The sequence below is a fragment of the uncultured Cyclobacterium sp. genome (genome assembly GCF_963977555.1).
Classification (GTDB): domain Bacteria; phylum Bacteroidota; class Bacteroidia; order Cytophagales; family Cyclobacteriaceae; genus Cyclobacterium.
In genome coordinates this window covers 81491-93991 of the sequence record NZ_CAXBPD010000017.1, presented here as the reverse complement: position 1 = coordinate 93991, position 12501 = coordinate 81491, and the positions used below count along the sequence as shown (strand labels likewise).

Here is a 12501-nt window from a genome sequence, read left to right as displayed (position 1 = left end):
TTTTCAAATCGGAATTTAGTTTATTCTAATTTTTTATCTCCAAATGTCATAATAAATCAGAAAAAAAATATACTTTTACAAAAAATAACTCTAAATGCACTAATCATGGAATATTACAATAAGGTGATAGAGTCGGTTGGCGTAAGGTACGTTAAAGGAAACAACTTCAAAATTGAGCGACCTGTAACCATCACCGATTATACAGATTCTGAAAATACAGCCATCCTTCTTCACCGAGGATCGTTGAATTTTGGAGAGGACCAAGAATCTGTTAACGAGGGAGAAATTTTATTTATTCCAGCAGCTCGACCTACTAGGGTGTCCTTCGGTACAGTCACTAAAAGGAACGAGACTAACAATGATAATTTTTTAGAAAATAAAAAGAAATATCTTCAGACTATCAGCTTCAAAAACATAAAAAACCTAGAAGATGACTGTATCACCTCAGTCACTTTCGAAGCAAAGGTATTCGATGTTGTCAATTTCTTTAACTCCCTAGGCATACCTGCTTTTGTAATTAGGTTTAATGACCGGATCGCTTCCATCATTGAAGATGTAGTGAAGGAATCAGAACAAAATACCCCCGGTAAGGAAAGAGTAATAAAGCTCTATACTGAATTACTTGTGGTCGAATTGGTTCGTCATATCCTTAAAAACAGACTGTTTGTAGAAGAATTATCTACCAACAGTACCTACTTCAAGGATCCCCGCTTGATAGACATGTTCAATTATATCAAGAAAAACATTGGTGGAGACCTATCCAATAAAGTGCTTGCAAAAGTTGCCAATGTTTCTGAAGATTACGTTGGTCAGTACTTTAAAATGCTGACAGGTATTAACCCTCAGGATTATATTGAGTACCAAAGAATGGAAGCAGCAGTGGAACTGTTAAGAACCACGAAAAAGAGTATACGCGACATTGGCAAAGAAGTCGGATACAAGGATACTGCCTATTTCTGTAGAAGGTTTAAAATGATGTACGGACTGCCCGCAGGAAAAATGAGACGTAGAGAATCGTTAATTAACGTTCAATGATGAATTATAAAATTTAGCATATTGCAAAACCTCAGTGATCAAGCTGGGGTTTTTTTCTGCCCCATTGCCAATAACGAGTACATCCGCACCAGCCTTCCATGCCTCTTTTGCTTGGTCCAAGGATTGTATGCCTCCCCCTACCAATAATGGGCATTTCACTTCTTTGCTTACCGCCTTGATCATTTTCTTAGAGACGGGGAGACTTGCACCTGAGCCAGCATCAAGATAAAACAAGGGCAATCCTAAGAAGTTGCCTGCCAAAGCCGTGGCCACTGCTATATCAGGCTTATTGTGGGGAATTGGAATCGTTTGGCTCATGTATTCCACGCTAGTACTTGCTCCCCCATTGATTAGCATGTACCCTACAGGCAAAACCTCAATTGTGCTCTTAGACAGTGTGGGTGCAGCCAGTACGTGTTGACCAATCAATAAATCTGGATTTCTACCCGATATTAGGGAAAGAAACAAAATAGCATCCGCTTCTTCTGAAAGTTGCATTACACTACCGGGAAACAAAACAATTGGAACATTGCTTTGGGTGACCTCTTTAAGTCTACGCAAACATTGATCAAGACGCTTGGGTTCTACCAAGCTACCCCCTACAAAAAAGAAATCTATCAATAGACCGTGAGAAAGTTCATTTAGTAAATCCAGTGATGGTTGCTTGTCAATCTTCTCTGGATCAATCAGTAAGGCTAGGCTTTTCATTCCTTTCTTGTTTTTCTCGTAAAGTAATGCGCGAAGGTCATTTTTTCGGTTCATCTTCTGCGACCACTTTAGCCATTAAGGTTTCCATAAGTTTTGCTTTCCCAACGGTTACTAACATCCAGAATAGCCTACTTCTTAGGTTCCCAAAAAAGCTGTAGCCCTTTTTCTTTGCTCCCTTTTTCTTTTTGGCAACCTTCTTTTTGGACTTACCTTTTAAACGGTTCACTGAATATACGGCAAGAATACCTCCAAGTACGGCCAAACCCCCAACTTTAAGATATACTTGAGAATCCTGTCTTAAAAACTGCAGTTGCTTCTCCAAAGTTTGCTCTAGTTCTTTTGACTGCTTTAACAAATCTTCTTTCATCATCCGTCTTTTCTGTCTTTAAATAAGAAAACAAACTTGTAAAGGGAATTTTTGAGTACACTTTGAAATGACATTGCATTTCTCAAAAATACCAAAAACAAAAATATTATTAAATAAATGCCTGTTAACAATAAAAAGCCGATTGAGGTACTTCCGTATAATTCGCTAAAATAAAAAGCAAGTGCAATACTACCAAAAAGCAAAATAAACGAAGCAGATAAAACGATCAAAACAATGACTGCAACCCTTGCTACGACTGAACTTATTTGGTCGACAATTTCGGCTTTTATAATATCTACCCTAACTTCTATCAATTTTTTAATTGTAGTAATGATCTGATTCATATTGACATAGGGGTTTTATTAACAATTTTTAAAATGTGTAAATCAAGTTACTATTAGTTACATCAAAAACCTTGCAAGAAAAGTTAGCTGACTAGAAAATAAATTTCACTGTCCCAATTAACCATAAATTTACGAAGATAATTAACATCTGGTAAACATAATTTCAAACACTAGAACCGAAGTACCTGGTGAATTGTTATCAGCACTGTTGGTAACCCATTATTTCTGGGGAATCAAAGAGAATTTATAAGCAATATAGCAATGAAAATAGAAATCTGGAGTGACATAGTTTGTCCATTTTGTTACATAGGCAAGCGACGTTTTGAAAATGCATTGGCTAACTTCGATCAAAAAGACCAAATCGAGGTCATTTATCGAAGTTTCCAGTTAAACCCTGAAATTGAGACTGACACAAATAAAACGGTGGTTCAATACCTTTCCGAAAGTAAAGGTGTTTCGCTAGCAAAGGCAGAAGAGATGACGGCTTATGTCACGCAACAAGCCGCTATCGAGGGCCTTGATTACCAAATGGACCACGCTGTAGTGGCCAACACCTTTAGAAGTCATAGGCTCCTACAACTTGCTTTAACACAGGGGTTACAATTGGAAACCAAAGAGCGATTACTTAATGCCTACTTTATAGAGGGAAAAAATATAGATGACATTCCCACATTAATTGAGCTAGCCAATGAAATAGGACTATCCAATGTATCCGATACATTACATAGCGATAATTATACTGACGAAGTCAAAAGAGACATCATGGAATCCAAACAAATCGGAATCCAAGGAGTCCCCTTCTTTGTTTTCAACCGTAAGTACGGAATAAGTGGTGCTCAAGAAGCTAAGGTTTTTGCTGAAGCAATCGAACAATCTTTTAAAGAATGGGTAGCGGCACCAACAGCTACTGAAATTTAGTCCTTATTTATGGCTCCTAACTGGAAAATCTTGAAAACGATAGATTAATAAGGGAGTAGCCAGTTCGGGGTAGTTGACGAAATGCTGGATTAATTCTCAAAAAAACCTGAAATCGGCTAACAAAAAGCCCTTCTATCAAGTTGGTTACATCATTTGTTAAGGAACAGTATTTCTTATAAATTGGATCTCTTCCGATCACCGATAGATTTAATAGAAGATCTAATTTGATTTAAATCCATGGAAAAGAAGGTTATAATAGTAGGTTCAGGCATTGCTGGATTGGCAGCAGCTATTCGATTGTCTATAAAAGGGTATCAGGTCACTGTATTTGAGGCGAACACATATCCAGGAGGTAAATTATCCGAAATTACCATGAACGGTTATCGTTTTGATGCTGGCCCTTCTCTATTTACGCTGCCGGAACAAGTTGAGGAATTATTTGAGTTGGCGAGTAAAAAAACAGAAGACTATTTCCAATACAAAAGACTTGAGATCAATTGTAATTATTTCTGGGAGGACGGCACAAAATTAAGTGCTTATGCTGAAGTGGATAAATTCGCTGAGGAGGTAAAAAACCAACTTGGGGAATCACCCGAAAACATCAAAAAAGCGCTGAGTAATTCAGCCTATATCTACCGACACCTCGCCCCTTTGTTCATGCATAAGTCTTTGCACAAATGGAGCACTTGGTTCAATAAAAAGGCCTTGCGTTCCTATTTGAGAATGGGCAAGCTAGGACTTTTCAAGACGATGAATAAGGCCAATGCACAACAATTTAAACATCCCAAACTTGTACAGTTATTTAACCGATATGCCACCTATAACGGATCAAACCCATTTCAAACCCCAGCCACTTTAAACATTATCCCACATCTGGAATTCAATAAGGGAGCTTTTTTCCCTGTCAAAGGGATGCATGACATTACCACAAGTCTGTTCAATCTATCCAAAGAGCTAGGTGTCCAATTTCATTTTAGTCAACCTGTAGAAAGAATTCTGGTTAAGAACAAAATAGCAAAAGGAGTAATAGCAGGAGGAAAAACCTATTATTACGATTTGGTGATCAATAACATGGACATGGTTACTGCTTATAAGACTATCCTAAAAGAAGAAAAGCAACCAAAAAGGCTTTTAAAGCAACCCAAATCCAGCTCAGCTTTGATATTCTACTGGGGGATAAAAAAAAACTTCCCAGAACTGGAACTCCACAATATACTTTTCAGCAACAATTATGAAAAGGAATTCAAGGCCATCTTCGAGAAAAAAGACTTGTACGAAGATCCAACGGTTTATATTAATATCACATCAATCCATAAAAAAGACGATGCCCCTGAAGGCTCCATGAACTGGTTTACAATGATAAACGTCCCCAACAACCAAGGTCAGGACTGGGATAAATTAAAAACTAAAGCAAAGGAATTCATTGTCAAAAAAATCAATGCCACCCTAAATACTGACATTGAGCCCTTAATCGAAGTGGAGCAAATTCTGGATCCCATAGGTATTGAAACCAAAACCTCTTCTGCCAATGGCGCTTTATACGGCAACAGTTCAAACAACAAGTATGCTGCTTTTTTAAGGCATCCGAATTATAGCTCAGCAATAGACAAGCTCTATTTTTGTGGTGGCAGTGTACATCCAGGTGGTGGAATTCCTTTGTGCTTATTGTCCGCTAAAATCATGGCAGACATGATTCCCAATCCTTAAGAGTCTACCAACACCTTGTAAGATTCATACAAACCGTACACTTCGCGAACATACCTCACCGTAACATGGCCTTTGGCATAGCCGCTTTTTACCCAAGGGTCACGATACACTTCAGGTTTTGATTTCCTCTCCAGGTAATAGGCTACATTTTCCCATCTTTTATTGTCTTTACCATATTTATAAGCCAATCGCCAGGCATCCTGTACGTGCCCATGCCCAACATTATAGGACGCCAAAATAAACTTTATCCGTTGGTTGTTATCAGGTACCCGCTCAAGCCAAAACCCATCCAAGTATTTCAGGTAATTCACGCCACCTTTTAGACTTTCGTTGGGGTTATTTGGATCATTGACTCCAAATCGTTGTAAGGTTACTGGCATGAGCTGAAGTAATCCTACAGCTCCTGCGTAAGATACAGCAGAGTGATTAAAGCGACTTTCTTTATAAACAAGTGCTGCCAACAACCTCCAATCCCAACCCAGGTCATTTGCGCCTTCTTTGATAATGTCATCGTAGGCAGAAATTCTATCTCCCGAGACAGAAGAAAAGGCTGAAGAGGACCTGTGGTAACTGTTTTTCTTGTTCAAAAAATATTTATGATACAATATGGCTTTATAACCAGTCCTATCAATTCTTTCAATCCATTCATTGATTTTGGTTCCAAGCTGAGGGGCATTTTTACGTATAGCCCATGAAACAGGATTTGGCTGACTGACCATAAGGTTAACGTCTAATACATCATTGTAGGTAGCATTCACCAAAGCAATATCATTGTCAACTACTGTATAGTCGATTTCTTCCTGAATCACTTGCGTGATAAGGTCTTCAAGACTAGTGTTTATTTCTTCTATGGAAAGAGATAAGGAAAGGGAATCACTGAGTGCAATAAGTCGCTCCTTGTAAATGGTTCCTTTTTTAATAAATACTTTCTTGTTAGAAAGCTGAGACAAACTATCCACATGAGAATTGTCTTTCCGCTGAACCACTACTGTTTTCATGGTATTGACGGGGTCGGTAAAGTTGGCAAATTTCTTTCGCTCCTCATTTACCTCAAAGTTGATGGCTACAATATCTGCTTTCCCTTTGTTCAATAAGCGAAAAGCATCTTCCAGGTCATGTCTTACGATTAATCTTAGGTTAACTCCTAATTGATTGGCTAGATTTCTGAGCAATTCAAACTCATAGCCCATTGTTCTGCCTCTGTAGATATAATAGCTTGTAGAAGAATTGTCTACTACGGCCCTTATAAAGCCTCGTTTTTTTATGGCGTCAAAGTCTAATTCTGCGGGAAATTCCCAATATTTTGGTGCTTTCTTTTCATCTTCTTTTGGCTTGCAGGAAATCAATGCAAAGGCAAAAACGATCAAGAAAAAGTAATAAATATTGGTTTTTGACATAGAGAGGGCGCTCTAATCCTGCTTTGGTGACCTCAATTATAGTCTTTTATCCTTAATATACCAAAATTAGCTTCCCAAAATGTTAATGACAAATGAGGTAATTAACAATTTATATTGCCCTTACATACCCCTATCAGCAAAATAAATCTTACCAGAAAGCCGCATGAGCTCTATTTCATTTTCCTTAATCGTATAAAGAGATTCTATCAATCTACTCTCAGCTTGGAGCCTACTTACTTGTGCATCTCTAAACTCAAGGTAATTGGTAATGCCCAAACGGAACCTGTCCAAAGTGATATCAGAACTCTCTACAGCTACTTCATAGTTTTTTCTTTCGATCTCCAAAAGCCTTTTACTATTTTCATAGGTATTGAAGGTGCGCTGTAAATCTGACAGCATTTGATTCTGATATTGCTCCATCAAATGCTTTTGATTATTGATCTGTATTTTTGCTGCCTGAATCCGTCGGTTAAGCGACAAACCGCTAAATAGATTTAAACTTATGGTAGCGCCCAGGTTTATCCCTTGCTGTTGATTGCTTAATAAAAAGCCAGCATCAGAATTCAAGGTATTGTCAATATAAGAACCATTCAAGGTAATAGTGGGTAACCGTTGAGCTCTTAATTCTTTCAATTGCAGGTAGGCAACATTTTCCATTCTCTGGGTTGCCAAAAAAGTTTTGTTCTGGTCGAATGCGCTCTCTCTTAATGCCTCTATCGAAAGTGATTCCTTAATAATGATGGTATCCTTTACAACAAAATCCTTTTCAGGCCTTACAGCTAACAATTCGTTTAGGTTTATCCTGGAATTTTGAATTACCTGCTCTTGAGAAACCAGCGCCGTAAGATCTGCATTATAATCTACCTGAGCAGCCAAGAAATCTCTTTTGGATGCGCGTCCAAATTCGTATTGTGCTTTGGCTATTTCTAGTCTTTCATCTGACAGTTTAAGGGTATGCTCAAGCACCTCATAGCGTTGCTGCTCCAAAACCAGCCTGTAATAGGTAGTAGCTATAGACGCTACTGTATTTTCTATCACCACTTTTGCTTCCAGTTCCGTTACTTCAGTCAGCTTGCCTAATCGCTGCATGGCAACAACTGCATCCGCCCGAAAGCCATAGATGGCGACCAGGCTATAGTTGTTATTTCTGGTTTGAGCATTCGGAATGATCCTGGGATTTTCCGGATCACTTACAAAAGCCTGCTCAGTATCCTCCTTTCTATAAATTCTCGTATTGTTTAGATCAAGCACTGGCATCAGAAGACTACCTGCCTGCTTTTTTTCATTTTCAGCCAATAAGACCTGATTGGTAGCTATTTTAACATCAAAATTGTTCTCTAAACCAATTTCAACGGCCTTTTCAAAAGACAATGCCTCTTCCTGCTGTGCGTAAATGCTACAGGAGATTACCATCACCAAACCTAGCAATAAAAATTTTTTCATATTAAACTCTTGCTAATCTTCCTTGTTTTGATGTCAAATAAGTATAAATCCCAGGAATAATAAATAAGGTAAGGGCTGTGGCCAGTAACATACCTCCCACTACAGCCACCCCCATCGGCACCCTTCCTTCAGAGCCTGCACCGAGGGCAAGGGCAATTGGCAGAATTCCCAAAATTGTAGACAGACTGGTCATTAAAATTGGTCTAAATCTAGCAGCGGCGGCTCCTTCAATGGCCTCTTCTATCGAAAACCCTTGTGCCTTGCGTTGGTTGGCAAACTCTACGATCAAAATCCCATTTTTTGTAACCAGACCAATCAGCATAATGATACCAATCTGGCTAAAAACGTTTAGCGTGAAATCAAACAACCACAAGGACAATAAGGCCCCGAAAATAGCCAATGGGACAGTAAACATGATGGTTAAGGGATCCATGAAACTTTCAAATTGAGCCGATAAAACCAGGTAAATCAAAATCAGTGCAAATACAAAAGCAAAGACCAAACTGCTAGAGCTGTCTCTGTATTCTTTTGAGAGCCCTGCCACATCTGTTGTATACGTTTCATCGAGCACCTCTGCGGCAATGCGATCCATTTCTGCCAATCCTGTTCCTACTGTCTCACCAGGTGCCAGTCCTGCCTGAACGGTAGCACTCACAAACCTATTGTAACGATAGAGCTGTGGTGGTGTACTTCTTTCGGAAATTTTTACCACGTTGTCCATTTGGATCAATTGCCCATTTTCACCTTTTACATAAAGCATCCTAAGGTTTACAGGTTCGTTTCTATCCTCAAGTTGCATTTCTCCCACCACCTGATACTGCTTGCCATTCATGATGAAATAATCGAAGCGCTGACCAGAATAACTTAATTGAAGTGTCCTGGCAATCTCTTGTACAGATACACCAATGTTTCTCGCTTTTTCTCTGTCAATCTCGATTTCTAATTCAGGCTTCGTAAATTTCAAGTTGACATCAGGAAAGGTAAATACTGGACTTTCAGCCATCCTCTCCATGAAAACAGGTATGACATCCTTCAATTTTTTCAAGGTTTGAGATTGGATGACATATTGAATAGGCAAACCAGCCCTTCGATCACCTATGGAAGGCTCCTGAGCACCAAAAGCCCTGACAGATGTTTCATTTTTTAAATAGACCGCTATATCATCAAAAATCTCTTGCTGGCTCCTATTCCTTAGCGTCGCATCGTTTAAAATCATTCTTATAAATCCTGAATTGGTACTTGAGGTGCCATATCCTGGTGAGGTAACCGAAATTAAACCTGCTCTTTCCTCCGCAGGAATAATGGCAGACAACTCCTCTGTCATTTTATCAATGACCCGGTCCATGTACCCAAAGGTGGCACCTTCCGGCCCTGCCATGTTGATCCTTATCTGCCCTCTATCTTCTAAAGGCGCCAATTCTGAAGGAATCTCATTGAAAAGATAATAAGTACCAATTCCCATCACACCTATAAGGACGAAGGACATCCACCTTATTTTCATAAAAGATTGAAGGGTCTCAACATAAATCCGGTTTAACCACAGAAAGAATGGCTCTGTCTTGGTGTAAAGCCAATTGTGTCGCTCTCTTCTTTTCAGTAGTTTGGAACTCAGCATTGGCGTCATCGTAAGGGCAACAAAAGAGGATATAATAACTGCTCCTGCTACCACTACACCAAACTCTCGGAAAAGCCTGCCTGTAGTGCCCGTAAGAAATATTACAGGTAAAAATACGGCTGCTAATGCTACGGTAGTGGCGATAACCGCAAAGAAGATTTCCTCAGAACCCTTTTCAGCTGCTGTTTCCGGATCTTCTCCATTTTCTATTTTGGTATAAATATTTTCTAAAACTACAATGGCATCATCCACTACCAGTCCTATTGACAATACGATTCCCAATAAGGTCAGTACATTGATAGAAAAGCCAGCCATGTACATGATAAAAAAGACCCCTATTAGACTAATAGGAATAGTAAGGACAGGAATAAATGTAGTCCGCCAATCTCTTAGGAAGAGAAAAATAATAAGCACTACAAGCAGGAAGGCTACAAAAATGGTTTGCTGCACTTCGCTTATAGAATTTCTAATGTATTTGGTGGTATCAAAACCTATCCCGAGCTCAATGTCTTCCGGAAGGTCTTTTTTAATAAATTCCAGGCGGCGGTAAAACTCATCAATGATCTCAATGCTATTCGATCCTGGCAAAGGCACTAAAGCAACCCCCACCATTGGTATACCATCTCTTTTAAGTACTGTCCTTTCATTCAAGGGTGCCAATTCAGCCCTTCCCACGTCCTGAAAACGAACCACATTGTTTGATTCTTCTTTAATAATCAAGCGATTGAATTCCTCAGGCGTACTCATGCGGCTTCTGGTTCGTACTGATAATTCAATAGACTCCCCCTCAATCCTACCGGTGGGAAGCTCAACATTCTCACTTTGTACTTTATTAAGTATATCCAGAGGCGTTATTCCGTAAGAAGCCATCCTGAGAGGATCCATTCTCAGCCGCATTGCATATTCTTTCTCTCCCCAGATTCGAATCTCACTTACCCCACTGATGGTCTGAAGCCGTTCCTTAAAAATATTAGTAGCTATATCAGAAATCTCCAATAGGCTTCTTTCATTACTCTGAACATTTAAAAAGACAATCGGTTGTGTATCCGCATCCTGTTTAGAAACGATCGGAGGATCTGTATCTGGAGGCAAGTTCCTTTGAGCTCTGGAAACCTTGTCACGAACGTCGTTCGCAGCAGCTTCCATGTCTGCTCCAATTTCAAATTCTACAGTGATGCTGCTATTCCCATCGTTGCTTATAGACGACAAAGACTTTATACCAGAGATACCATTTATGGCTTCCTCAAGTGGTTCAGTGATTTGCGCTTCAATAACATCTGCATTGGCACCCACATAAGTCGTTCTCACATTGACTACTGGAGGATCAACACTAGGAAATTCACGAATACCTAAAAAGGAAATTCCAATAATCCCAAATATCAATATAGTAATGGACATCACTATAGACAATACTGGCCTGCGAATACTGATGGTAGATAAACTTGACATATTGTTCTATCAGTTCGTTAAATTAACTTCCACGGACATTCCATCCCTTGCTTGTAAAACCCCTGTGGTCAACACCAGTTCTCCGGGTTTAACCCCATCCAATAACTGCACCCTAGTGTCGGTACGTTGTCCGATCACCACTTTTCTAGACGCTACTATTCCGTTGTTTGAAATAAATACCTTGTAGCCTTCCAATTCCGGAATGACGGATTCGGAAGGAACAAGAATAGCATCTTCCACTTCTTTCAATACCAACCGTACCCTGACAAACATACCTGGTAAAAACTTCTTTTCGTTATTCGCACTTTTTGCTCGGATTTTGAGGGTTCGGGTCTCGGCATCTATATTTGGCTCGATGGCATAGACCTGGCCTTCTGCTTCAGCAATACCAACATTAGAACGGAAATAAATAACTGATCCCACCTTGATGTCGTTGGAGTAACGCTCTGGAATGGAGAACTCAATTTTTATAGGGTTCACATTCACAATGGTGGCAATCAGGTCTGTGGTTCCTATTACACTCCCTTCTGAAATCTGCCTAAATCCTAGTTCTCCATCAAAGGGAGCTTTAATAATCATTTTATTTAGTTGCGCTTCTATCAAGCGCAAATCTGCAAGGTTGGTATTGTACTGGTTCAATACAATATCATATTCCTCTTGACTTATGGCCTCTTTCGTTAACAATTGTTTTTGCCTACTTTCCTGACTTTCGTAAAGCTTCTTAGTGTATACAAGTCTATCGAATTGAGCTTTTAATTCATCATCATTCAAATACAATAAGGGCGTTCCTTTTTTCACAAACTCACCCTCCTGAAAAGAAATTTTTTCTACCAAACCAGCAACTTCAGGCCTCAAGTTTACTATTTCATTTGGAATCAGAGAACCAGTAATGTTCAAGTTTGTCTCAAGACGTTCTTCTTTTAATTCAATTGCCTCTACAGTTATGCTGGTTTTGGGTACTGCTGCAACATTGGCCGTTGAGGTTTCCTTTTCAGTGAGCATATCCATTCTTGGATAAAAAAACATAAATCCTATCACCAATAGGATAATTACAATCAAAATGATTTTAGTTTGGTTTTTCATTCTAGAACTAAAGTATTGTTGTACCTATAAGTATGCTATAAAATGTGAATCAATCGAAGGCAGAACTCTATGCGTTATTAATTATTGTCAATAAAATAGGGTTGTATTTTATTGAAAACCTAGCTGTTTTTCTAATGCAATTCCCAACAATTGTAAAGTTAAAGTAAACTAAATTTCAATAGCAAAGAAACAATAAAATTTAAGAGGTAAAACTAAGCCATTAATGGCAGGAGAATTGAATCATTCCTTTAAAACGCCATAAATCCATCTTAAATGATGCTATTATATTCATAATCGCCCGTACAGCTCCTATTGAGAGATCTGGAGAATTCTCCACATGAAAGTATGGTTAGTGGACATTTTGGGATAAACCAAGTCTTGAGGTCATAACAAAAAAAGGCCACCCAAATGGGCAGCCTTCTCAAAAAAAACAAT

10 protein-coding genes are annotated in these 12501 nt (G+C 39.0%); 3 read left to right on the top strand and 7 right to left on the bottom strand.

Annotated elements, in window-relative coordinates; all coding sequences use genetic code 11:
- Nucleotides 1–105 precede the first annotated feature (105 nt).
- Nucleotides 106–1035, top strand: coding sequence for an AraC family transcriptional regulator (locus AAC073_RS18955; protein WP_339925381.1), 930 nt, complete (start codon nt 106–108; stop codon nt 1033–1035).
- On the opposite strand, the gene AAC073_RS18950 is transcribed toward AAC073_RS18955, so the two are convergent.
- Genes AAC073_RS18950 through AAC073_RS18940 form a run of 3 tightly spaced genes read right to left on the bottom strand, consistent with a single transcriptional unit; the run spans nt 1018 to nt 2454 of the window.
- Nucleotides 1018–1797, bottom strand: coding sequence for a geranylgeranylglyceryl/heptaprenylglyceryl phosphate synthase (locus AAC073_RS18950; RefSeq protein ID WP_339925380.1), 780 nt, complete (start codon nt 1795–1797; stop codon nt 1018–1020). The genes AAC073_RS18955 and AAC073_RS18950 overlap by 18 nt on opposite strands.
- The gene (locus AAC073_RS18945; protein ID WP_339925379.1) at nt 1781–2113 is read right to left on the bottom strand and encodes a hypothetical protein; all 333 of its coding nucleotides are present in this window, start codon (nt 2111–2113) and stop codon (nt 1781–1783) included. The genes AAC073_RS18950 and AAC073_RS18945 overlap by 17 nt, the downstream gene beginning before the upstream one ends.
- A complete protein-coding gene (locus tag AAC073_RS18940) occupies nt 2110–2454 on the bottom strand; it encodes a phage holin family protein (protein WP_339925378.1) in 345 nt (114 codons plus the stop codon). Before AAC073_RS18940 ends, AAC073_RS18945 begins: the two co-directional genes overlap by 4 nt.
- 261 nt (nt 2455–2715) lie before the next feature.
- Between AAC073_RS18940 and AAC073_RS18935 the strand changes: the two genes are divergently transcribed.
- Nucleotides 2716–3372, top strand: coding sequence for a DsbA family oxidoreductase (locus AAC073_RS18935; RefSeq protein ID WP_339925377.1), 657 nt, complete (start codon nt 2716–2718; stop codon nt 3370–3372).
- 237 nt (nt 3373–3609) lie between these two features.
- Nucleotides 3610–5079 carry a 1-hydroxycarotenoid 3,4-desaturase CrtD gene (gene crtD / locus AAC073_RS18930; RefSeq protein ID WP_339925376.1) on the top strand — a complete coding sequence of 490 codons (1470 nt, stop codon included), beginning with the start codon at nt 3610–3612 and terminating at the stop codon, nt 5077–5079.
- Here crtD and AAC073_RS18925 read toward each other — a convergent pair.
- From AAC073_RS18925 to AAC073_RS18910, 4 genes are all read right to left on the bottom strand, one after another.
- Nucleotides 5076–6476, bottom strand: a complete 1401-nt coding sequence (locus AAC073_RS18925) for a transporter substrate-binding domain-containing protein (RefSeq protein ID WP_339925375.1) — start codon at nt 6474–6476, stop codon at nt 5076–5078. The genes crtD and AAC073_RS18925 overlap by 4 nt on opposite strands.
- Nucleotides 6477–6596: 120 nt before the next feature.
- Complete coding sequence (locus tag AAC073_RS18920) at nt 6597–7919, bottom strand: TolC family protein (RefSeq protein ID WP_339925374.1); 1323 nt, start codon at nt 7917–7919, stop codon at nt 6597–6599.
- A gap of 1 nt (nt 7920) precedes the next feature.
- Entirely contained in the window at nt 7921–10983 is a 3063-nt protein-coding gene (locus AAC073_RS18915; RefSeq protein ID WP_339925373.1) for an efflux RND transporter permease subunit, read from the bottom strand.
- Nucleotides 10984–10992: 9 nt separating this feature from the next.
- The gene (locus AAC073_RS18910; RefSeq protein ID WP_339925372.1) at nt 10993–12066 is read right to left on the bottom strand and encodes an efflux RND transporter periplasmic adaptor subunit; all 1074 of its coding nucleotides are present in this window, start codon (nt 12064–12066) and stop codon (nt 10993–10995) included.
- Nucleotides 12067–12501 lie beyond the last annotated feature (435 nt).

What these genes read in the sequence shown, in the direction of transcription:
- AAC073_RS18955 (WP_339925381.1), top strand. Translation starts at nt 106, where the DNA reads ATGGAATATTACAATAAGGTGATAGAGTCGGTTGGCGTAAGGTACGTT.
- AAC073_RS18915 (WP_339925373.1), bottom strand. Translation starts at nt 10,983, where the DNA reads ATGTCAAGTTTATCTACCATCAGTATTCGCAGGCCAGTATTGTCTATA.
- AAC073_RS18920 (WP_339925374.1), bottom strand. Translation starts at nt 7,919, where the DNA reads ATGAAAAAATTTTTATTGCTAGGTTTGGTGATGGTAATCTCCTGTAGC.
- AAC073_RS18950 (WP_339925380.1), bottom strand. Translation starts at nt 1,797, where the DNA reads ATGAACCGAAAAAATGACCTTCGCGCATTACTTTACGAGAAAAACAAG.
- AAC073_RS18910 (WP_339925372.1), bottom strand. Translation starts at nt 12,066, where the DNA reads ATGAAAAACCAAACTAAAATCATTTTGATTGTAATTATCCTATTGGTG.
- AAC073_RS18945 (WP_339925379.1), bottom strand. Translation starts at nt 2,113, where the DNA reads ATGATGAAAGAAGATTTGTTAAAGCAGTCAAAAGAACTAGAGCAAACT.
- AAC073_RS18940 (WP_339925378.1), bottom strand. Translation starts at nt 2,454, where the DNA reads ATGAATCAGATCATTACTACAATTAAAAAATTGATAGAAGTTAGGGTA.
- AAC073_RS18935 (WP_339925377.1), top strand. Translation starts at nt 2,716, where the DNA reads ATGAAAATAGAAATCTGGAGTGACATAGTTTGTCCATTTTGTTACATA.
- AAC073_RS18925 (WP_339925375.1), bottom strand. Translation starts at nt 6,476, where the DNA reads ATGTCAAAAACCAATATTTATTACTTTTTCTTGATCGTTTTTGCCTTT.
- crtD (WP_339925376.1), top strand. Translation starts at nt 3,610, where the DNA reads ATGGAAAAGAAGGTTATAATAGTAGGTTCAGGCATTGCTGGATTGGCA.